Source organism: Microvirga terricola, from assembly GCF_011777495.1.
GTDB lineage: Bacteria > Pseudomonadota > Alphaproteobacteria > Rhizobiales > Beijerinckiaceae > Microvirga > Microvirga terricola.
In genome coordinates this window covers 710454-732378 of sequence record NZ_JAATJS010000003.1, presented here as the reverse complement: position 1 = coordinate 732378, position 21925 = coordinate 710454, and the positions used below count along the sequence as shown (strand labels likewise).

General features: G+C 63.1%; 21 protein-coding genes. 16 read left to right on the top strand and 5 right to left on the bottom strand.

Annotated elements, in window-relative coordinates:
* Nucleotide 1: 1 nt before the first annotated feature.
* Nucleotides 2-1612 (bottom strand): ABC transporter substrate-binding protein, encoded by a 1611-nt coding sequence (locus tag HB375_RS11870; protein WP_167673181.1) that lies wholly within the window; start codon nucleotides 1610-1612, stop codon nucleotides 2-4.
* A 98-nt stretch (nucleotides 1613-1710) separates the two neighbouring features.
* Between HB375_RS11870 and HB375_RS11865 the strand changes: the two genes are divergently transcribed.
* The gene (locus HB375_RS11865; RefSeq protein WP_167673180.1) at nucleotides 1711-2583 is read left to right on the top strand and encodes a MurR/RpiR family transcriptional regulator; all 873 of its coding nucleotides are present in this window, start codon (nucleotides 1711-1713) and stop codon (nucleotides 2581-2583) included.
* 54 nt (nucleotides 2584-2637) lie between these two features.
* On the top strand, nucleotides 2638-2991 hold the full coding sequence (locus HB375_RS11860; RefSeq protein WP_167673179.1) for a hypothetical protein: 354 nt from the start codon (nucleotides 2638-2640) through the stop codon (nucleotides 2989-2991).
* Here HB375_RS11860 and HB375_RS11855 read toward each other — a convergent pair.
* Both HB375_RS11855 and HB375_RS11850 read right to left on the bottom strand, forming a co-directional pair.
* Nucleotides 2988-4319 (bottom strand): GAF domain-containing protein, encoded by a 1332-nt coding sequence (locus HB375_RS11855; protein WP_167673178.1) that lies wholly within the window; start codon nucleotides 4317-4319, stop codon nucleotides 2988-2990. The two genes, HB375_RS11860 and HB375_RS11855, sit on opposite strands and share 4 nt — an antisense overlap.
* Nucleotides 4316-4786 (bottom strand): hypothetical protein, encoded by a 471-nt coding sequence (locus HB375_RS11850; RefSeq protein ID WP_246728449.1) that lies wholly within the window; start codon nucleotides 4784-4786, stop codon nucleotides 4316-4318. The genes HB375_RS11855 and HB375_RS11850 overlap by 4 nt, the downstream gene beginning before the upstream one ends.
* A gap of 138 nt (nucleotides 4787-4924) precedes the next feature.
* Between HB375_RS11850 and HB375_RS11845 the strand changes: the two genes are divergently transcribed.
* Nucleotides 4925-6469: a flavin-containing monooxygenase gene (locus tag HB375_RS11845; protein WP_343232401.1), complete on the top strand. Its 1545-nt coding sequence runs from the start codon at nucleotides 4925-4927 to the stop codon at nucleotides 6467-6469.
* A 20-nt stretch (nucleotides 6470-6489) separates the two neighbouring features.
* Here the strand turns inward: HB375_RS11845 and HB375_RS11840 are convergent, their stop codons facing one another.
* Nucleotides 6490-7194, bottom strand: a complete 705-nt coding sequence (locus HB375_RS11840; RefSeq protein ID WP_167673176.1) for an SDR family oxidoreductase — start codon at nucleotides 7192-7194, stop codon at nucleotides 6490-6492.
* A 130-nt stretch (nucleotides 7195-7324) separates the two neighbouring features.
* Between HB375_RS11840 and HB375_RS11835 the strand changes: the two genes are divergently transcribed.
* The 13 genes from HB375_RS11835 (at nucleotide 7325) to HB375_RS11775 (ending at nucleotide 21491) form a co-directional block, all read left to right on the top strand.
* Nucleotides 7325-7723, top strand: a complete 399-nt coding sequence (locus HB375_RS11835; RefSeq protein ID WP_167673175.1) for a (R)-mandelonitrile lyase — start codon at nucleotides 7325-7327, stop codon at nucleotides 7721-7723.
* Between the two features lie 93 nt (nucleotides 7724-7816).
* The gene (locus HB375_RS11830) at nucleotides 7817-8794 is read left to right on the top strand and encodes a phosphate acetyltransferase (protein WP_167673174.1); all 978 of its coding nucleotides are present in this window, start codon (nucleotides 7817-7819) and stop codon (nucleotides 8792-8794) included.
* Nucleotides 8795-8796: 2 nt separating this feature from the next.
* Nucleotides 8797-10014: an acetate/propionate family kinase gene (locus HB375_RS11825; RefSeq protein WP_167673173.1), complete on the top strand. Its 1218-nt coding sequence runs from the start codon at nucleotides 8797-8799 to the stop codon at nucleotides 10012-10014.
* Nucleotides 10015-10054: 40 nt separating this feature from the next.
* Nucleotides 10055-12403 (top strand): DUF3141 domain-containing protein, encoded by a 2349-nt coding sequence (locus HB375_RS11820; protein ID WP_167673172.1) that lies wholly within the window; start codon nucleotides 10055-10057, stop codon nucleotides 12401-12403.
* Nucleotides 12400-13206: an enoyl-ACP reductase FabI gene (gene fabI / locus HB375_RS11815; protein ID WP_167673170.1), complete on the top strand. Its 807-nt coding sequence runs from the start codon at nucleotides 12400-12402 to the stop codon at nucleotides 13204-13206. Before HB375_RS11820 ends, fabI begins: the two co-directional genes overlap by 4 nt.
* A 270-nt stretch (nucleotides 13207-13476) precedes the next feature.
* On the top strand, nucleotides 13477-15078 hold the full coding sequence (gene ctaD, locus HB375_RS11810) for a cytochrome c oxidase subunit I (protein ID WP_425515174.1): 1602 nt from the start codon (nucleotides 13477-13479) through the stop codon (nucleotides 15076-15078).
* 158 nt (nucleotides 15079-15236) lie between these two features.
* A complete protein-coding gene (locus HB375_RS11805; RefSeq protein ID WP_167673168.1) occupies nucleotides 15237-16859 on the top strand; it encodes an ABC-F family ATP-binding cassette domain-containing protein in 1623 nt (540 codons plus the stop codon).
* A gap of 61 nt (nucleotides 16860-16920) precedes the next feature.
* Entirely contained in the window at nucleotides 16921-17784 is an 864-nt protein-coding gene (locus HB375_RS11800) for an urea carboxylase-associated family protein (protein WP_167673167.1), read from the top strand.
* 116 nt (nucleotides 17785-17900) lie between these two features.
* Nucleotides 17901-18611 carry a 7-cyano-7-deazaguanine synthase QueC gene (queC, locus tag HB375_RS11795; RefSeq protein ID WP_167673166.1) on the top strand — a complete coding sequence of 237 codons (711 nt, stop codon included), beginning with the start codon at nucleotides 17901-17903 and terminating at the stop codon, nucleotides 18609-18611.
* A gap of 3 nt (nucleotides 18612-18614) precedes the next feature.
* Nucleotides 18615-18971, top strand: a complete 357-nt coding sequence (queD, locus tag HB375_RS11790; protein WP_167673165.1) for a 6-carboxytetrahydropterin synthase QueD — start codon at nucleotides 18615-18617, stop codon at nucleotides 18969-18971.
* Nucleotides 18950-19699, top strand: a complete 750-nt coding sequence (queE, locus tag HB375_RS11785; protein WP_167673164.1) for a 7-carboxy-7-deazaguanine synthase QueE — start codon at nucleotides 18950-18952, stop codon at nucleotides 19697-19699. Before queD ends, queE begins: the two co-directional genes overlap by 22 nt.
* Before the next feature lie 321 nt (nucleotides 19700-20020).
* On the top strand, nucleotides 20021-20353 hold the full coding sequence (locus tag HB375_RS11780; protein WP_167673163.1) for a hypothetical protein: 333 nt from the start codon (nucleotides 20021-20023) through the stop codon (nucleotides 20351-20353).
* Between the two features lie 166 nt (nucleotides 20354-20519).
* Complete coding sequence (locus HB375_RS11775; protein WP_246728448.1) at nucleotides 20520-21491, top strand: PhnA-like protein; 972 nt, start codon at nucleotides 20520-20522, stop codon at nucleotides 21489-21491.
* Between the two features lie 94 nt (nucleotides 21492-21585).
* Here the strand turns inward: HB375_RS11775 and HB375_RS11770 are convergent, their stop codons facing one another.
* Nucleotides 21586-21750 carry a hypothetical protein gene (locus tag HB375_RS11770; protein ID WP_167673162.1) on the bottom strand — a complete coding sequence of 55 codons (165 nt, stop codon included), beginning with the start codon at nucleotides 21748-21750 and terminating at the stop codon, nucleotides 21586-21588.
* Between the last annotated feature and the right edge of the window lie 175 nt (nucleotides 21751-21925).

The window sequence follows — 21925 nt, the reverse complement described above, 5'->3', positions numbered from 1 at the left end:
GTTACTTCGCCGGCTTGACCTGCATGGCCATCGTGAATTGGTCCGCGCGGCCGAGATAGGTCAGGTTGGACTTGTAAGCCCAGACGGTGCTTTCGAAATGCAGCGGGATGAACGCGCCGCCTTCGAGAACCTTCACGCCGGCCTGCTGAAGAAGCTCGGACCGCTTGGCGTCATCGAGGGTGGTGATGGCCGTGCGGATCAGCTTGTCGAATTCCGGATTGGCATAGCCGCCGTAGTTCGAGCCGCCGATGGTCTTCGCCTCATCCGGCGTCGCAGCCCATTGCTTCAAGAAGGAGGACGCTTCACCGCTCGTGGAGCCCCAGCCACCGATCGCCACGCTGAACTCCTTCTTGGAGCGGCGCGGGAAGTAGATGGCGCGCGCCATGGCGTCCACATCGGCGCGGATGCCGACCTGAGTCAGATACTGCGCGACCGCCTGCGTGATCTGGCTGTCGTTGATGTAACGATCATTGGTCGACGAGAGCGTGACCTGGAAGCCGTTCGGATATCCAGCCTCAGTCAGGAGCTTCTTCGCTTCGGCAGGGTTAAAGTCCAGCTTAGGCGGGTTCGACAGCGCGCCGAACATGCCGGTGGGCAAGAACTGATAGGCCGGTTCGGCCGCACCGTCCATGATGCGCTTGACGATGGCGTCGCGATCGATCGCCAGCGACATCGCCTTGCGCACGCGCGGATCCTTGAGCGGGTTCTTGCCGTTGTCGGCCTTCACGAAGGGGCTCGGCTCGCGATCCACATCAAGCTGGAAGTAGATCACGCGCGTCGACGGAGTGATGACATAACCGAAGCGCTTGTCGTCTTTGATGCGGGCGACGTCGCGCGCGGCCGGATTCTCGATCACGTCGTAATCGCCGGCGAGCAGGCCTGCGAGACGCGGGCCGGCGTTGGGAACGGGCACGAAGCTCACGCTGGCCCAGGGCTCTGCCGGGCCCCAGTACTTCTCGTTGCGCTCGAGCTCGATGCTCGTACCCTTCGTATAGCTCTTAAACTTGTAGGGGCCTGTGCCGATGGCGAGCTTGCCGTCGTTGAAGTCACCGACCACGGGCCACGTTCCGGTGACCCCGCAATTCTTCGCGACATCGAAGGTCAGCTTGTCGTGCGGGAGGATGGACGCGCTCAGGATGGCGATGCTGGAGAGAAAGTTCGGCAGCAGCGGATCCGGTGCCTGCGTCGTGATGACGACGGTGTGCGAATCAGGCGTCTCGACAGCCGTGAAGTTGCCCGTGATGTCGGCGAAAGAGCCTGCAATCGCAGTCTCGTTCTTCAAGGTCCGGCAGAAGCTGAAGACCACGTCCTCCGCCGTAAAGGGCTTACCGTTCGAGAAGGTCACTCCCTGACGGAGCTTGAATGTCCAGCGGTTCTTGCCGTCATTTTCCCACGACGTCGCGAGGCTAGGCAAAACCGCCTGTTTCTCGTCCTGCCTGGTCAGACTGTCGAAGATATGCGTCGCCAAGGCATTGTTGGGCGTCAGATCGTGGTAATGTGGGTCGATTGCCGTCGGCTCCGAGCTGAGCGCGATCCGCAGGGACTGGGCCCATGCAGGAGCGCTGAGCAAGCAGGTGCCCGCAACAAACGCGAACATGATACGGTTGCGCATGATCTCTCTCCGTTCCCTTGCGCCTGTCTTTTGACAGATTTATTTTCATGAAAATGAGACCATGAAATTTTTTTGACGTCAATCTCCCCGGAGCCCGGATGTCTCAAACTCTGAAACCGACGACGGACCTCGCCAACCGGATCGCGCTCGTCTACCCCTCACTCAGCGACGCGCACCGGAGGACGGCGGACTATGTCCTACGAAATCCGCTCGACACCGCAACAATGACGATTGAGGGCCTCGCCCGACGGAGCGACACGTCGACGGCAACCGTGACGCGTTTCGTGCGCGCCTTGGGCTATAGCTCCTATGGCGAATTTCGTGGCGCCCTTTCGTCGGCCCTTAAACTTGCAATGGCGCCGGTGGCCGGCCTTGCGGGCGCTCGCGCCGCCGCCGGCTCGACATTCGCTACGATTGTCGCCGCGTTGAAGGATCAGACTGCCAATCTCGAAGAGACGATCGCTACGTTGGATGAGCGCGTCTGCGCTCGGGTCATCGAAGCCCTGCTGCAGGCCCGCCGTATCTTTATCGTGGGGTCGGGTGCAAGCCACCATGTTGCAGCCTATCTCGAAGATGGGTTGGCGCTCTATCTGGACACGAACGTGATCTTCGCGGCTTCACGAGGCGGGCCGGAACATGCCATTCGCCTGATGATGTCGGCCGGGCCGGGCGATCTCGTCCTCGCCATCTCCATGCCACGTTATTCGCGCCGAACACTCGATTTGACGGCCCTCGCCAAAAAACACGGCGCACTCGTGCTGGCACTCACGGATGCACCAACATCCCCTCTTGCCCGCATCGCGGACATGACGCTGTTTGCTCCGGCCCGTAACCGGATGCTGCCAAACTCCCCATCGGCGACCTTCGCACTCGCGGATGCCATTATCACGGCCGTAGCGCGGGAACGGCCCGACGCTGTCGAAGCGTTGAAGGAGCTGAGCGAAAGTCTCCTCTGGACATTTCATGAGTGACTTCGGATTGCACTGACTGCGGCGTCCCGCACCCAAGAGCAGGTACAAGGCGGCATGGCATCGGGTCTCGAACGGCGTGCCGACCCCGAGCAGGGCTTCGCCTTTGTTCACGGAAAGGCTGGTGAGGCGATAGAGAACGAAGCCCGCTTTCTCGGATCGCACCGTCGCCAGCACTGTTCCAAACACGTCCTTGATCTCCCCCAGCACGTCACCGACAGCGGATCCGTGAACGCCTGCCGTCACGAGCAGGCACGGATCGGACTGCGTCCCCTCGACGATGCCGAACAGGATTTCGATTCCGTCGACCGGCTGAACGTAGCCCTGGTCCGTGCGAGGCTTCCCAATGCGAAATGGTGGAAGGATTTTCCTAATCCTTATCCGATCAGGCGAGAATTGTTACTCTCTTAGTTCGCGGCCTCTTCCAGAATCGCAGGGGCCGTCAACTCCAAGCGAACCCGGCCGCGACCAATTCGAAGCAACTGGACGGGCGCAGCCTTCTCCTCAAGTCGCCGCCGGAGCAGCAGGAGCCGGGTTTCAAGGTTGTCCTTGATATCTGGCAGGCGCAATTCATCTGAGAGCCGGATTTCGCGGTTCGTGAACTCCGTGCGCCCCTCGCGCAGATGAATGCGGAGCAGATGCGTCAGCAGCCGTCCGGGCACGCCTTTGATCAGGTACTCATTGTCGATGAAGACACTGTCATCATAGGCGTAGTGGACGACGCGGAAGGGTTGCCCTCTGGTCACGAGATTGTTTTGGGCAGGCTGCATGACCGGCTGTCCCTCGCCTGCTTCGCTCTCGGCAAGGGCAAGAGCTGCGGCCGCATGAGCTGCGACAATCGCGAGTCCCGCTTCGTCCTCTTTGGTGAAAGCGAGCCGCTTGGAGCTTTCAAGAAACAGCACGCCGCGCAGCACGCCATGCACGACCATCGGCAGCGCCACCTGACTCATGGCATCCGGTATCCCCGGCAGAGCGATGGTGCGTGTCCGATTCTCATCGCTTGACGAGGCCTGAACCGCAGAGCCGAAGCGCCGAAGCCGGCTCATGTCACTGACACGCACGGGCCGCCGTTCCGAGGCCGCTGTTCCGATCACGCCCTCGCCGACCGGCACCTCGGAGCCGATGCCGCTGCGGCCATAGCCGCGGCTTCCGATAGTGACGAGGCGCTGGCATGTGGGGTCCTTCAGCAGCAACATCGCATGGCTGAACTTATGCAGACCGTCGAGAACGGCGTCGACGATGGAGCTGACCTCGACCGCCTCCGAAATCCTGCGCGTAGCTGCAGCCACCGCCGCGAGGGGCAAGCTCGCCGCCGGCGATGGTTCAGCCACCGCCGTGGCTGGAGAGGGAACGGCACGCACCGCCCTCACCCGGTAGATGTCGACGCCGCGCAACCGCATGATCCCGCCCATGCCCATTTGCGTACTGGTCGCCCGGAGATGGACCGCCATGTCGTCGAAAAGGTCACCGCTATCGAGCGACTGATCAAACGTCACATCGAGCTGATACTGCGCACCGTCCCGGGGGGTGACGATGAGAACCGCAGCGACGGGGTTTGCCCGCACATTGGCGGCTGTCTTGGAGAAGAACTGGTTGGAGAGCGCCACGCGCTCGTCATCGACCAGCACCACATGCGACAGGTAGGAAATGTTCGGCATGCCGTCAGGCGCCGCCGTGGCGATGATGGATGGAATGACGCCCTCGAAACAGGCTGCGAGGTCTTGGAGCTGTATGGTCATTGATCGCGCTCGATGAGCTGGCCTGCCTTGGCGCCGGGCGTCTGCACGAAGACCTCCTGCACCGCGAGGCGCAATGTGACTGGATCCCGGTCGACCAGCCACGGCGCGGTGATCCGCTTCTCGAGACCAAGATCGGCCAGGGCGGCAGCCATCCTGTCCATGTACTGCGCCGCCAGCGCGACATGTTCGGCTGAGGCTGGGGTGACCGCGGCGTGCCCCTTCACCTGATAGGATACGTAGTCCGACGGCCGCGCAAAGGTGACGGAGAGCCGGCCATTGGCGCGAATATTCGCAACGGTCTTCGGCCATTGCCATTCGGAAGCGATGAGATCGACGCAACCTTGCTCCGGGCGCACAATTGCTCCGACAGCCCGCGCGATCTCGGGCACCAGCGCGTCGTCGCGAGTGCCCAAGATGATCATCACCGGGCTAGTCATGAAGGCTGCGAGATCTGGGTTGATCAACATGTCCGGGCGCTTCCCTCCCGCGGAAGATAGCCGTTAGCATCCTTTTAGGAAAACCGGAACGGGCGCTTAGCAACCATTTAGGAAACACGGATCGCAGATCGGCTTAATGCATGGCTCTTCTGATCGAGGAGTTTTGCGGTGACCGATACAGTTTTCGAAGAGATGCCGTCCAATGCCGTCGCCATCATCGGCGCCGGCCCCGCGGGCCTCGTGACCGCACGCTGGCTTTTGAAACACGGCTTCCAGCCCATCCTCTATGAAGCCGCCGACGGCCCCGGCGGCCAATGGAACGCGACCTCACCCCTAAGCGGCACGTGGCGCGGGATGCGCACGAACACCAGCCGCGTCATGACGCGCTTTTCCGACCTCGATCACCCGAAGGGAACGCCCGTCTTTCCCAGTCGCGAGGAGATGTACGCCTATCTGGAGGGCTATGCGGAAAAATTCGGACTGATGTCGCGCATCCGCTGCCGCACCTGGGTCGAGCGCCTTCAAAGGGCCGACGGGGGCGGTTGGCTTCTCCGCTCGCGCCGGGACAACATGGTCTTGACCGAGCGTTTCGCCCGTGTAGTCGTCGCTTCCGGCCGCTATGTGGCACCGGAGGTGCCGTCGGTGCCGGGGCTCAATGGCTTCACCGGGGCTCTCGGAGCCGCCCACGCCAGCCAGTACGTTGGCGGCCATGCCTATCGCTGCCAGGACGTCTTGGTTGCCGGCTGCTCAATCAGCGCGCTCGAGATCGCGTCCGACGCCGCCCTTTCGGGCGCACGGAGCGTGACCGTCTGCTACCGACGGCAGCGCTATGTGCTGCCGAAGCTTCTGTCCGGCGTGCCGACGGAGCATGTGATGTTCACGCGCGCGGCAGCCCTCGCAGGCGAAATTCTGCCCCCTGAGGCTCTCGCGGCCGGCTTGAAAGCACAGGTGCTGTCCGTAGCGGGAGCGCCGGATCAGGTCGGCGCGATGGCGGCTGACGACAACATCTTCGCGGCCGGCATCACACAGTCGCAGCACTTCCTCCCCCTCGTCGCCGAAGGCCGCATCGCGGTTCGCCCCTGGATCGAGTCCATCGACGAACGCGCCGTTCGCTTCGCTGATGGCACGCAAGGAGATTTCGACGCCATCCTGTTCGGCACCGGCTATCGCCTGTCGTTGCCCTTCCTCGCGCCGGAGATAGCCGCGACGCTCGGGCTCGACCACAAGCATATCGACCTGTGCGATCACACCTTCCACCCCGAGCTTGAAGGGCTCGCCTTTGCAGGCCTTTACGATCAGGTTGGCCCTCTCTTCCCCGTCCTCGAATTGCAGGGACGCTGGATCGCCTCCGCATGGGCGGGTGTCATCCCGGCGCCGAGCCATGACGCACTGGCCGTCGGGCTCGCCCGAGGCCGCGCTCAGCGCGGCGGGCCTCAGAGCATCCCGATGCATATCCTGGCGCTGCTCTTTGCACAGAAAGCCGGCGTGGAGCCGGACCTCAGCCGCTGGCCAGAGCTGGAGCGGGCACTGCTCTTCGGCCCGCTCTCGCCGGTCTCCTTCCGCCTGCAAGGGCCGGACAGCCTTGCCGATGCACCCGCACTCACGGCCGAGGCTGCCGCGGCTTTTGGCGCAATCCGCACGCCGGAGATGAACGATGAGCAGCGCGACTTGAGGGATCTGGTCACGGGAGCAGCCGCATCTCATGCGGCATGAAGGTCGGAACGGGCCGCCGGTCAAACCGACCTGGTGAGCCCGCCGTCCACGCGAATGTTTTGGCCGGTGATGTAGCCGGCTCCGTCGGAAGCGAGGAACGCAATCGTCGCCGCGATCTCCTCGCTCTTGCCATAGCGCTGCATTGGCACGCTCTCGCGGCGTTCCTCGGTCGCGGGCAGGCTGTCAATCCAGCCGGGAAGAATGTTGTTCATCCGAACGTTATCGGCCGCATACTGATCCGCAAAAATCTTGGTGTATGACGCCAGCCCCGCGCGGAACACGGCAGAGGTCGGGAACATGGCGCTCGGCTCGAAGGCCCAGGCCGTCGAGATGTTGATGATCGCCCCTGTCTTCTGCTGCACCATGATGGGGGCAACCAAACGGGTCGGCCGGATCACGTTCATCAGATAGACGTCGAGTCCCGTGTGCCACTGCTCGTCGGTGATCTCCAGAATGGGCGCGCGCGGACCATGGCCCGCACTGTTCACCAGAGCATCGATACGCCCCCACCGCTCCATCGTCTGATCGACGAGACACTTGAGATCATCGCTAGACTGGTTCGACCCGGTCACGCCAATGCCGCCGAGTTCTTTCGCCAAGGCTTCGCCATTGCCGGACGAGGACAGGATCGCGACCTTGAAACCATCGGCGGCCAGCTTACGCGCAGCCGCCGCGCCCATGCCACTGCCACCTGCAGTGACAATCGCTACTTTTTCCATCGCCATAAGCTAGATCCTCGTTGGGAATCGGATGGGTGCGTACCCGTTATCCTTCTTATGGCACCATGCCGATCCGAACTATGAATATGTTCGGCCTCGAGGGTAAAGACCGCCATATCATCACAGGAGATGGGCGATGGAGATCAAACGAAGCGGTTCACAGGCCTCGGGCAAAGGGCCGGCGGAATGGTTTACCGGCACGGTGCGTATCGACCCTCTGTTCCCGGCCACCGCTCCAGCGCGTGCGGCGGGCAACGCGGTCACGTTCGAGCCTGGCGCTCGCACCGCATGGCACACGCACCCTCTCGGCCAGATCCTGATCGTCACCGCAGGTTGCGGCAGGGTCCAGCGCGAGGGTGGCTCGATTGAGGAGATCCGGCCCGGCGATGTGGTGTGGTTCGAACCCGACGAGAAACATTGGCACGGCGCGGCGCCGACCACCGCGATGACCCACATTGCCATTCAAGAGTCCCTCGACGGCAAAGCTGTCGACTGGATGGAGCACGTCACCGACGACGAATATACGGGCGCATGACCGAACCGTCCCCGACGGCCCACGCAAAGCTTGGCCGCTGAAACAAAGGACAACGTCGGCTGTTAACGGTGCAGGGATCCGGGAGAATGGACCATGTCCCTCCATGCCTCAGCCGACGAGGCAGCTGGGTTAACGCGCCGCCATGAGAAATATGAGCGATTGGTCAGCGTTACGCTCTCGCTGCCGAGACTGAAAGTTGCCGTCGCGCATCCGTGCGACGGGGCCTCGCTTGACGCGGTGATGGAAGCCTTCGAGATGGGCTTGATCGAGCCCGTGCTCGTCGGACCGCGCGACAAGACTCTGGCTGCGGCCAAGGATTTGGGCAGGGACATCTCCGCCCTCACAATCATCGACACACCCCACAGTCACGCCTCGGCGCAGCAAGCGGTCGATCTCGTCCGGACCGGCAAGGCCGAAGCCGTCATGAAGGGGAGCCTTCACACCGACGAATTGATGGCCGCCGTCGTTCGCCGCGAGGGTGGCTTAAGAACCGCGCGCCGGATCAGTCATTGCTTCGTCATGGATATTCCGACCCATGAAACCCCGCTGATCATCACCGATGCGGCGATCAACATCGCGCCAACGCTCGATGAAAAGGTCGATATCGTCCAGAACGCGATCGACCTCGGCCACGCGCTGCGGCTTGACGAGGTGCGTGTCGCGATCCTGTCGGCCATCGAGACGGTCAGCTCCAAAGTTCCATCCACGATTGAAGCGGCGGCCCTTTGCAAGATGGCCGACCGCGGTCAGATCACCGGCGGCATTCTGGATGGGCCGCTCGCCCTCGACAATGCCATCGATCTCGGCGCAGCGCGCATCAAGAACATCAAGTCCCCGGTCGCGGGCCAGGCCAACGTGCTCGTCGTGCCGGATCTAGAAGCCGGGAACATGCTGGCGAAGAGCCTGACATTCCTCGCCGATGCTGATGCGGCCGGGATCGTGCTCGGCGCGCGGGTTCCCGTCATCCTGACCAGCCGCGCGGATTCCAAGATCACCCGGCTCGCCTCCTGCGCCATTGCCTCGCTCGTCGCGAGTACCCAACGCGCCAAGCTCGCGCTGCCGGAGGTGTGACGATGATTCCGGTCTTTGTCGTCCTCAACGCGGGCTCGTCGAGCCTCAAATTCCAGATCTTCGATCCCTCCGACATGAAACCGAAGGTGATTTATCGGGGAATGGTCGAAGGCATCGGCACGTCGCCACATTTCCTCGTGAAGGATTGCGACGGCGCCATCGTGGCGGACAAGACCTGGGACGATGGCGAGGCCTTCGGCCATGAGGAGGCCCTGGTCGAGCTGGTCACATGGATGCAGACATCCCGTGGCGAGTACAGACTCGGAGCGGTCGGGCATCGCGTGGTCCATGGCGGGAGATTTTTTGACCGCCCGGTCCTCGTGGATGACGACGCCATTCTGGACGATCTCACAACGCTCGAGGCGCTTGCGCCCCTCCACCAGCCGCATAATCTGAAACCCATCCGCATTCTGCGCCGACGGATGCCCGACATTCCGCAGGTCGCGTGTTTCGACACGGCTTTCCATCGCAGCCAGCCGCTCATCGCCCAGCTCTTCGCGATCCCCAAGGAACTCACCGAGAGTGGCGTGCTGCGCTACGGCTTTCACGGACTCTCTTATGAACACATCTCCTCCGTATTGGGCGACTATGACCCCGTCCTGAAAGCGGGTCGCGTTATCGTCGCTCATCTCGGCAATGGCGCGAGCCTGTGCGCGTTGAACAAGGGCAAGAGCATCGCCACGACCATGGGCTTCTCCGCCCTCGACGGTCTGCCGATGGGAACCCGATGCGGCGCGCTCGACCCTGGCGTCGTGTTCTACATGCTTCGCGAGATGAACTTCAGCGCGGAAGCGGCCGAGCGCATCCTCTATACGCAATCGGGTCTCCTCGGCGTCTCGGGGCTCTCCAACGACATGCGGACCCTGCGCGCTCACGCACAGAAGAATCCCGATGCGCAACGCGCCATCGACCTTTTCGCCTATCGCATCACGCGCGAGATCGGCTCTCTGATCGCGGCGCTCGGAGGCATCGACGGGCTCGTCTTTACGGCTGGCATTGGCGAGAATGACGCCGCGACCCGTGCCGCCGTGATCGCAGGCCTCTCCTGGGCCGGGTTTGAGCTGGATGCTTCCGCCAATAGCCGCAACGAGCCGCGCATCTCCGCGAGTTCAGCCCCCAGCGCGTGGATCATCCCAACCAACGAGGAGCTCGTCGTCGCGCAGCAGATGAAACGGGTGCTGAGCGCGGCACGGCAAGCGGCTCCCGCCGTCGCCGGTTGAGCACCTGGAGACTTTCAACGATACGACACGGAGATCGGACATGTTGCATTCCCGTCTGTCGGGCCTAGCTCATCCCGAAATGCCTCAAGTTCGCGCCAAGATCGCGGAGGTTTTTCAGGATAGATGCCAGACGGCGTTTCAGTCTTTCGGAGAGACGGCGAGCGCCGCGATGCAGGCTTGGTCAGAAGCGGCGGCGCCTCCGCAGAACGCGCTCGATCTCTGGCGCGACGTGAGTTCCTACTGGATCGACTTCAACCAGCGCTCGGTTCTGTTTTGGGACACGCTGCGCCAACGCGGCAACAACTGGCTGGAGCATGAGAAGGAGGGGAAGCCGCCCCTCCTCCACTTCGATTGGGAGGTGGTGGCCGATGCGCGCGAATTCGAGCGACCGGCCAATTATGCCCTTGTCCGCATCGTGCCGCCGCCGGGCACGCGCATCGACCCCAACAAGCGTCCGTTCGTCATCATCGATCCGCGTGCAGGCCATGGCCCCGGCATCGGTGGCTTCAAGCAAGACTCGGAGGTCGGCGTCGCGATGGAAGCCGGACATCCGGTTTACTTCGTCATCTTCTTTCCCGAGCCCATGCCGGGACAAACCCTGGCCGATGTTTCCCGCGCAGAGACGAAGTTCCTCCAGATCGTGAGAGCGCGCCACCCCGAGACGCACAAACCCGTGGTGGTCGGCAATTGTCAGGGCGGTTGGGCGGCCATGCTCGCCGGCGCGCTCGACCCGGACCTCCCCGGCCCCATCGTCATCAACGGCGCGCCGATGTCCTATTGGGCCGGCAACGACGGCGAGAATCCCATGCGCTACGCAGGCGGGATTTTGGGCGGCAGTTGGCCCGCGCTACTCGCGAGCGATCTCGGCGGCGGCTTGTTCGACGGGGCCTATCTCGTCGACAATTTCGAGTATCTCAATCCCGCGAACACCTTCTTCGGCAAGTACTACACCCTGTTCTCGAAGATCGACACGGAGCCCGAACGCTTCCTGGAGTTCGAGCGCTGGTGGGGCGGCTTCTTCCTCATGGCGCGGGACGAGATCAAATGGATCGTCGAAAACCTGTTCGTCGGCAACAAACTGGCTTCAGGACAGGCGGAATGGTCGGAAGGGCGGACCTACGATCTCAGGGACATCAAGTCGCCCATCATTCTCTTCGCGTCGCTCGGCGACAACATCACGCCGCCCCAGCAAGCCTTCAACTGGGTCGCGGACCTCTACCCGACGACGGAAGCGCTCAAGGCCAACGGGCAGGTCATCGTCGGCCTGATGCATGAAAACGTCGGGCATCTGGGCATTTTCGTCTCGGGCCGCATCGCCAAACGTGAGCACGCTCAGATCGTCGATCTCATCGACTACATCGAAACGCTGCCTCCCGGCCTCTATGGCATGCAGATCGAGGACGTGCGGGCCGACGGCCACTTGCAGTACGACATCATCTTGAGGGAGCGGCGGGTCGAGGACTTGCAGGCCCTGCAGAAATATCACCGCAAGGATGAGGTTCCGTTCGAGGCAGTCACTCAAGCCTCACAAATGAACTCGTCCCTCTACGAGCAGCTCGTGCATCCCCTGATCGCGCCAATGGTGAGCCCGGCCGCGGCTCAACTTGCGCGGCGCATGCATCCGCTCAGAGTCCAGCGGTGGGCATTGTCTGATCTCAATCCATTCCTTGCGCCTCTCGCGCCTTGGGCGGAATTCGCCAAAGCCGGTCGAGCGCCGCGCCAGGAAACCGGCCCTTCCGCCGCATGGGAACACTGGCTCGCGACCATGACGTCGGCGAGCTGGGATCTGTTCAGGGATCTGCGCGATGCCTCCGTCGAGGCCGTGTTCTTTTCAACCTATGCTCCATTGAGCATCGCCGAAGCGGAGGCGGCTCCCGCCCTCCTCCCCGCGAAAGAGTCTCTGCGGGCAAGCAAGAGTGTTCAGGAAGCTTTGTCCCACATCGACGAGGGTGGGCGCATGGAGGCCATCGTCCGGATGGCCTTGCTGCTGAGAAAGATCGGCCCGGAGCAGCGCAGGCTCTCCACGATAAAACAGGTCCGCGAGCTTGTCGGACACGATGTCGGCCTCCTAGCCATTCCGGAGGACGAGGCGCGCAAAGTCATCCGGACACAGTCCCACATCGTCGACTACGAGCCGGAACGAGCCCTGACGGGCCTGACCAAGCTTCTGCGCAGGGCGGATGACCGCAAAAGCGCCCTTGCGATCTTCGACAATGTCGCAACCCGGATCGAAATGACGCCGGGCCAAAGGGCATTGCTTGAGGAGTTCCGGCAACGCCTCGGCGGCGAAGACAGAACCCGCGCGAGAGCCGCCGTGCCTCCGCGACCGCAGGAGCGAGAGAACCGCCGCCGCAGCCGGAGTGACGCGCGCGCGAGGGCCCGGCAATGAACGACACGGCGGAACTCGACCAACTCCTGCCTTTGGATCAAAAGATTCTCCAGGGCCGCCGCGCACTGGTTCTCGGCATCGCCAATGAGAACTCCATCGCCTTCGGCTGCGCGAAGGTGTTTCGCAGGCTCGGCGCCGACCTCGCCGTCACCTATCTCGATGACAGGGCCCGGCCTTTCGTGGAACCGCTCGCCGAGTGTCTCGGCGCGTCGATTGTCGCCCCCTGCAATGTCGCGAAGGAAGGCGATCTCGAAGCCTTGTTCGAACGCATCAATGCCGAATGGGGCACTCTCGACGTCGCGCTCCACTCCATCGCCTTCGCACCGAAGGCCGATCTTCAGGGGCGGCTCGTGGATAGCTCCGCCGAGGGGTTCAGGGTCGCGATCGACATTTCCTGTCACTCCTTCATCCGCATGGCGCGACTGGCCGAGCCCCTGATGACGAAGGGCGGCACGCTCATCGCCATGAGCTATTACGGCGCCAACAAGGTGGTGCCGAACTACAACCTCATGGGCCCTGTGAAAGCCGCGCTGGAAAGCGCCGTGCGCTATCTGGCCTATGAGTTAGGCGACAAGCACATCACCGTCCATGCAGTTTCACCGGGACCGCTCAAGACCCGCGCCGCCTCGGGCCTGAAGGATTTCGACCTGCTTCTCGCCGAGGCTCGCGAGCGCGCACCGCTCGGCGAACTGGTCGACATCGACGATGTCGGGCTGACCACCGCCTTTCTCGCGACACCCTATGCACGACGGCTGACGGGCATGACGGTCTATGTCGATGGCGGCCTCAGCATCATGGCGTAGCCTAACCCCAAGGGTTATACGGCTGCCGACTGCCGAGCCTTGAGTTCCCCGGCGCGGGAACTACCTACCGGAGCACAGCCGAGTTTATCGGCCCGCTATCATTGCGCCGCGACGCCATCGCCAGGAGGCTCACATGAGGTCGGTCATGGTGCTGCCGGTTTCGTTGATTTTGGTGGGTGCGTCGGCGTTCGTTGCGTTTGTCCTCTTCTGATGGTCGAGGGCTCTACTGTGTAAGAGCCACGCGAGAAGGAGGCTCCGGCTATGACATCAATGGAAGCTGGCGCGGTATCCGACGGCCGTCCGACCTTCTGGCGGCGGTGGTTCTATTCCACCAACCATAAGGATATCGGCACACTCTACCTCATCACCGCGTTTCTCGCGGGCCTTGTCGCTGCCACCTTCTCGATCTTGATGCGGCTGGAGTTGCAGCAGCCGGGGCTGCAAATCTTCGCGAACCCGCAAGCCTTCAATGTCATCGTGACGGGCCACGGCCTCATCATGGTGTTCTTCACAGTCATGCCGGCCCTCATCGGCGGCTTCGGCAACTGGTTCGTTCCGTTGATGATCGGCGCGCCGGACATGGCCTTCCCGCGCATGAACAACATTTCATACTGGCTCACCGTGTCGGCTCTCGCGATGCTGATCTGCTCGCTCTTCGTCGAGGGCGCGCCTGGGTCGTTGGGCGCTGGAACGGGGTGGACGCTCTACCCCCTGCTCTCGACCAGCGGCCACCCGGGCCCCGCCGTCGATTTCGGCATTCTCAGCGTCCACCTCGCCGGTGCGGCCTCGATCCTGGGCGCGATCAACTTCATCACCACCATCATGAACATGCGGGCTCCCGGCATGACGCTGCACAAGATGCCGCTCTTCGCCTGGGCGATGCTCGTGACCTCGTTCCTGCTGCTGCTCTCGCTGCCGGTGCTGGCGGGCGCGATCACCATGCTGCTCACGGACCGCAATTTCGGCACCACCTTCTTCGATCCATCAGGCGGCGGTGATCCGGTGTTGTTCCAACACCTGTTCTGGTTCTTCGGCCACCCGGAAGTTTACATCATGATCCTGCCGGGATTTGGCATTGTCAGCCACATCATCTCCACCTTCTCCCTGAAGCCGATCTTCGGCTATCTCGGCATGGCTTACGCCATGGTGGCTATTGGGTTGCTCGGGTTCATCGTGTGGGCGCACCACATGTTCACGGTCGGCCTGTCGCTTCAGACCCAAGCCTATTTCCTGTTCGCCACCATGGTGATCGCGGTGCCGACGGGCGTGAAGATTTTTTCCTGGATCGCGACCATGTGGGGCGGCTCGATCCGCTTCACCGCTGCCATGCACTGGGCCGTCGGCTTCATCTTCCTGTTCACCATCGGCGGCGTCACTGGCGTCGTGCTCGCGAATGCGGGCGTGGACCGCTACGTCCACGACACCTATTACGTCGTCGCGCACTTCCACTACGTATTGTCGCTCGGCTCGGTCTTCACGATCTTCGCCGCCATGTACTACTGGTTCCCCAAAATGAGCGGCTACCTGATCCCCGAATGGATCGGAAAGCTCCATTTCTGGATCGCCTTCATCGGCTCGAACCTGTTGTTCTTCCCGATGCACTTCCTCGGCCTCTCCGGCATGCCGCGCCGCATTGCGGATTATCCCGATGCCTTCGCCGGTTGGAACCTCGTGTCCTCCATCGGGGCCTATATCTTCGCGTTCGGCCTGCTCGTCTTCATCGGCGGCGTGATCTATGCCTTCATCCGCAAGGAACAGGCCGCCGGGAACCCCTGGGGCGAAGGTGCTAGAACCCTGGAATGGACACTGCCCTCGCCGCCCCCATTCCACCAGTTTGCGACCTTGCCGCGCATCGTGGACGGGGAACACTGATACCTTTGGCCGGAGCAGGGTTTCAGAAACCCTTGCGCCCCTCGCCGCATCTCTCAGCCTGATATAATGTACCCCCCCGCTACAAAGCTGACACTCGTCCCCGCGCCCGACACGTGCCATAAGGCCGCCGCCGTCACTCTCTTCGGGCCTTGAGTTTCATGATTCGTGTCGAAAACGTCAGTAAGCAGAACAGCCCCCGCATCCTTTTCATTGAGGCGTCCGCGACGCTTCAGGGGCAAGAGAAAATCGGGCTGGTCGGCCCCAACGGGGCCGGCAAGACGACGCTTTTCCGCATGATCAACAAGGAGGAGGAGCCCGACGAGGGCCAGATCTCCACCGAGCGCGGCGTGACCATCGGCTATTTCAGCCAAGATGTGGGCGAAATGGCCGGGCGCAGTGCCGTCGCCGAGGTGATGGAGGGCGCTGGCCCGGTGAGCGAGGTCGCGGCCGAGCTGCGCGAACTCGAAGCGGCCATGGTGGACCCGGACCGGATGGACGAGATGGAAGACATCATCGCCCGCTACGGCGAGGTGCAGGCGCGCTATGAGGAACTCGACGGCTATTCGCTTGAAGGCCGCGCCCGCGAGGTGCTGGCGGGCTTGGGCTTCAGCCAGGAGATGATGGACGGCGATGTGGGCGCGCTCTCCGGTGGCTGGAAGATGCGCGTCGCTCTCGGCCGCATTCTCCTGATGCGTCCCGACGTGATGCTGCTCGACGAGCCGAGCAACCACCTCGACCTCGAAAGCCTCATCTGGCTTGAAGAGTTTCTGAAAGGCTACGACGGCGCGCTGCTCATGACCTCGCACGACCGCGCCTTCATGAACCGCATCGTCAACAAGATCATCGAGATCGACGGCGGCTCGCTCACCACCTATTCCGGCGATTACGAGTTCTACGAGCAGCAGCGCGCGCTCAACGAAAAGCAGCAGCAGGCGCAGTTCGAGCGGCAGCAGGCGATGCTCGCCAAGGAAATCAAGTTCATCGAGCGCTTCAAGGCCCGCGCTTCGCACGCCGCGCAGGTGCAGAGCCGCGTCAAGAAGCTCGAAAAGATCGAGCGCGTGGAGCCGCCCCGGCGTCGGCAGACCGTGGCGTTCGACTTCCTGCCCGCGCCGCGCTCAGGCGACGACGTAGCGACCTTGAAAGGTGTCCACAAAAGCTACGGCAGCCGCACGATCTATGAGGGGCTCGACTTCATGATCGGCCGCAAGGAGCGCTGGTGCGTCATGGGCGTGAACGGCGCAGGCAAATCGACCCTGCTGAAGCTGGTCACCGGCGCGACCGAGCCTGATCAGGGAACCGTCACCGTCGGCGGCAGCGTGAAGATGGGCTATTTCGCGCAGCACGCCATGGAGGTGCTGGAGGGCGACCGCACGGTGTTCCAATTCCTGGAAGACTCCTTCCCGCAGGCGGGCCAGGGCTCGCTGCGCACGCTTGCCGGCTGCTTCGGCTTTTCGGGCGATGACGCGGAGAAGAAATGCCGCGTGCTCTCCGGCGGCGAGAAGGCGCGCCTCGTCATGGCCAAGATGCTCTACGACCCGCCGAATTTCCTCGTGCTCGACGAGCCCACGAACCACCTCGACATGGCGACGAAGGAAATGTTGATCGAGGCGCTGTCGCGTTACGAGGGCACCATGCTCTTCGTCTCGCACGACCGCCATTTCCTCGCGGCGCTCTCGAACCGCGTGCTCGAACTCACGCCCGAGGGCATCCATCAATATGGCGGCGGCTACACGGAATACGTGGCGCGCACCGGTCAGGAGGCTCCCGGCCTGCGCCACTGACGGCCTAGTCACGCGCCGTTGCTTCTCTGTAGAGTGTCACGCGAGATTGCTGGAGAGTTGCATGAAGCTTGAAAACGGTGAGACGCCGCGCCCGCTCGATGCCGATGCGCGCCGCACGGTTGCGCCGGTCATCTGCTATCCCGTGGATTCTCTGGCGCCGCCCGATCTTTCCGCCTATCGCGCTGCGCGCGACGGCTGGCAGAAGGTCGATGAAGTCATCGTGCCGCCGCGCGATGCGCGCTCCTTCACGGTTCCCGCCGGCCACTTCTTCCGCATCGTCTCCGTTGAAGGCCCGCAGGTGGGGGACCTGAACCTGTGGTCGTTGAACGACATCAACGAGCGTTTCTTCTCCGGCAAGACGCGGGCGCTGCACGGCACCCACCTCTCCACCGGCGACCGGCTGTGGTCGTGCCTGCCCTACCTGCGGCCCATGGCGACGATCACGCAGGATACGCTCGACTGGTATGGCTTCGATGAGTACGGCGGCTCCGTGCATGACGTGATCGGCACACGCTGCGATCCCTACACGCACCGCCTCCTCTCCGGTCACGACTATCACTATTGCTGCCACTCGAACCTGACGCGGGCGCTGGCCCATCGCTTGAACCGCCCCCTCGCTGCGGTCGAGCCTGCGGTGCACGATGTGCTCAATGTCTTCATGTGCACCGGCTTCACGCGCGATACGGGGCAGTATTTCATGAAGGCGAGCCCCGTTCGGCCCGGCGACTTTTTGGAATTCTTTGCTGAGATCGACCTTTTGGGCGCGCTCTCCGCCTGCCCCGGCGGCGATTGCAGCAGCGAGCATTCCAGCGACGCTGCGGCGTGCTACCCGCTCCTCGTCGAGGTCTACAAGCCGAAGGCCGCGCCCATCGGCTGGGTCTCGCCCGCCCGCAACGGCTACGACGGCAGCCACGGCGAGTCGTAGCGCGACAATTTGTCAGCGCGATTGACAAGCGCTTCGCGCAGGCGCTTGTTCGCCAACGTCCATCGGCACGTCAGCCGGTCCGGTCGCAGCCTACCCGGTCAAAACAAGGAGCCCTCGTGAAGACTCTTGTCATCTGTTCCGGCGGATTGGATTCCGTCACTCTCACCCACAAGGTCGCGGCGGAGCGCACGCTCACGCGCCTAGTATCCTTCGATTATGGCCAGCGGCACAAGAAGGAACTGGATTTTGCCCACGCCTGCGCCGTGCGCCTCGGCGTGCCCCACGACATCGTCGACATCTCCGCCGTCGGCCGCCTCCTGACCGGATCGGCCCTGACCAGCGGCGAAGCTGTGCCGGAAGGCCACTACGCCGAGGACACGATGCGCGTGACCGTGGTACCCAACCGCAACGCGATCATGCTCGTCATCGCTTTCGGCATCGCCGCAGCGGAAAAAGCCGATGCTGTCGCAGCCGCCGTTCATGGCGGCGATCACTTCATCTATCCGGATTGCAGGCCCGATTTCATCGAAGCCTTCGAAACCATGCAGCGCCATGCGCTCGATGGCATGAGCGACATCGCGCTCTACACGCCGTTCGTGCGTCTGAGCAAAGCCGATATCGCCCGCGAAGGCGCGCGCCTCGGCGTGCCTTTTGATGAGACGTGGTCCTGCTATCAGGGCGGCGCCATCCATTGCGGGCGCTGCGGCACCTGCGTCGAGCGGCGCGAAGCCTTCGATCTCGCAGGCGTGGATGACCCAACGTCTTACGAAGATCGGGATTACTGGATCGAAGCGTGCCGCGAGCATCAGGCGCGGCAGCGGGCTTGAGCCATGTACACCATCGCCAAGCGGTTTTCGTTCTCCGCCTCGCACGTCATCGGCGGCCTGCCGGCGGAGCATCCGTGCGCGCGCCATCACGGCCATAACTACGAGGTCGAGGTCGTTCTGCAATCCGCCGAACTCGATGCGGTCGGCTTCGTGCGCGACTATCGCGAACTCTCCGCGCTTAAGACCTACATCGACGATCATCTCGATCATCGTCACCTCAACGATGTCTTCGGGCATGACCGCACGACCAGCGAGTTTCTCGCCAAATGGCTCTTCGACTGGTGCCGCGAGCACTGGCCCGAGGTCGCAGCCGTGCGCGTCAGCGAGACCCCACGGACATGGGCGGAGTATCGCCCATGAAAGGCAGCATCCGCATCAGCGAAATTTTTGGTCCGACGGTCCAGGGCGAAGGCCCGCTGATCGGACGCCCCACAGTTTTCGTGCGTACGGGCGGCTGCGATTATCGCTGTCGCTGGTGCGACACGCTCTACGCCGTGTTGCCCGAGTTTCGTGACGATTGGACCCTCATGAGCCCAGACGACATTCTGGCCGAGGTCGACCGATTGTCGGGCTCAACTCCAGTGCTCGTCTCGCTCTCTGGCGGCAATCCCGCTCTACAGCCGCTGGAGCCCCTCATCGCGCAAGGCCGCGAACGGGGCCATAGCTTCGCGCTCGAAACACAAGGCAGCATCCCGCAACCGTGGTTCGCCGCCCTCGACTGGCTCATGCTGAGCCCCAAACCGCCCTCCTCCGGCATGGCAACGGACTGGCAGGCCCTCAACGAATGCATCGCAGCCGCCGCCACCGGTCCGCAAAGCGTCCTCAAGGTCGTGGTCTTCGACGAAACCGACTACGCCTACGCACGCGATGTGGCGAGCCGGTACGAGGCGCTGCCGATCTACCTCCAGGTCGGCAACGCGGCACCGCTGATGACGCATGAGGGCGCGGGCAGCGAGGACGCCGATACCGAAGCGGTCATGCGGGGCTTCCGCTGGCTTGTCGAAAAAGTGGCAGAGGATCGCTGGTTCACCGCGACCGTCCTGCCGCAGTTGCATGTTTTGGCTTGGGGGAACAGACGGGGGGTCTAAGCCCCCCAAATGGCTTCTCGGAACTTCTTCGCTCCGCATCCAGCCTCCTTGTCATGGTCGGGCCCGTCTCGGCCATCCTGATCCGGAACCATCGGCGCAAAAGAGACCGGGACAACGCCCTACGACTGATACGAGAGTGGCGGCTTCACCTCGACGCGACCATAGTGCTCACAGCGCCCCGCCGCCCTAGGACAATCCGTCTACACCCCTGGTGGCAGCGCGAGGGCGGTCAATATGTCCTCCCCCTGGCGGCTTGCCAGGGGCGCGCGACGCGGCTTAGGGACGATGGGATAAGCATAACCATCGCAGTGGGGCAGCCTCGTGAAACAAGTCTCATCCGGCCTCAAACGGCGCGCGCTGTCATTCGCCGTCAACAATCCCCTCGCAGCGCTGATCATCCCCGTGACCGTCCTCGCGGTCGTCGCCGCGGTCTTTGTCGGCGAACAGGGCGCGATCGACTACCTTGGCCAGCGATCCGCCTCCCTGCAGGCGGATATCGCCAAGCCGTTGAACTATGGCGATCTCGACGCTGTCCAGATCGTGGTCCTGATCGTGCTGGCATCCGCCGCAGCGGTGCTTCCGGCCGTCCGCTTCTACCAATTCCTCTCGGAGACGTTGAAGAACGCGAATGCACTTCGCGATAGCGATGGCTGACGATCAGGCGGATCTGCAGCGGAGCCAGTGCTTTTCCTGAGCAGAAAAACGAGGGCCGACTGAGCCACAGCGGGATACGCCAAGCTCGCTTTCCACACAGCAGCGAAGGGGAACAGGCTTACAGAGCGCACGTTCCTTTTGGGATCATGTTGTTCAGGAGGCGGTTATGGTCGATCGTCCTGTCGCTCTTGCTGCCGAGGACGCCCGCACGATGATGCTCAATCGCATCTCGTGGGGCGCAGTCTTCGCCGGCGTCGTCATCGCCCTCGTCACGCAGCTCGTGCTCAACACCATCGGCATTGGGATTGGCGTCTCCACCCTCAATCCCAGTGCAGGCACGAGCGGAAATCCGTCAGCGATGTCGCTCTCCATCGGAGCGGGGATCTGGTTCCTCGCATCAGGGATCATCGCGTCCTTCGCAGGCGGCTACGCTGCGAGCCGGCTTGCGGGCAAATCGAATGAATCGACAGGTGGGTGGCACGGCCTTACCGCCTGGGCGCTTACCACGCTCGTCATCGTCTATCTCTTGACTTCGACAGCGGGCAGCGTGCTCGGCGGAGCCTACAGCGCCGTCACGAGTGCCCTCGGCGGCATGGGCCGCGTCGGCGCCACGGCTCTTCAGGCGGCAGCCCCGTCGCTGTCGCAGGCGGATCCATTCAACGCCGTCGAGATCCAAATTCGTGGAGCGGTCGCCGGCAATGATCCCGGCGCGCTTCGCGATGCAGCCATCGCCTCCATGCGCGCCTTGCTCACCGGCGACCAGACACAGGTGCAGGCGCTGCGAGAGCGCGCAGCCGCGGCCTTGGCGCGCGCCCAAAGCATAACGGACGACCTAGCCCGCGCTCGTGTCCTGCAACTGGAGCAGCAATATCGCCAGGCGGTTGACCAGGCGAAACTCGAGGCGACCCGCGCGGCCGATGCCGCCGCCCAGGCGGTTGCTCGTGGTGCCCTGTTCGGCTCACTCGCGTTGATCGTCGGCGCCTTGGCGGGCTGGTTCGGGGGACGGACGGGCACGGTGCGCCCAACCCTTGCCGAGGCTCAAGCAATGCGTGCAGATCTCGCGGCATCGGCCTCTCAAGCCCGGCGAGAAATGGAAGAGCACATGCCTTCGGGCAGTGAGGCGATCAGGCGGACGTAGATCGCCTGGAGACGGACGACTTCGCCTCGGCGCGCGACACCGAGGCGAGGTCCTTTTGGATGGCGATGGGAAATGAACGGCTTTGACGCGCGCCTCAAGCCTCTGCCGGCGGCGTAATGCCGAGGTCGTCCAGTTTGGCTCTGACGTCAACGACCGAGCGTTTCAGTTTCAGGCTGATCACCGAGACGGGAACCCCCTCTTTGGCGAGGGCCACCAGCGATTGAACGGCTTCCAGAGTCCATTGAGTCACGATCGTCACTCCCTCTTTGGTGTTCCGAAATCTTTCCCGCCATTAAGGCAAGATCATGGAGCCGAGCGAGCAACGTCGAGCTTGGCAATTCTCCGTCCGTGCATCGGTCCCGACCTTCATTATCGCCTATCTTTCCTGGAACTCGCGGGCATCCAGGCCTCCCCCTACTTCCCCATCGTCCTCC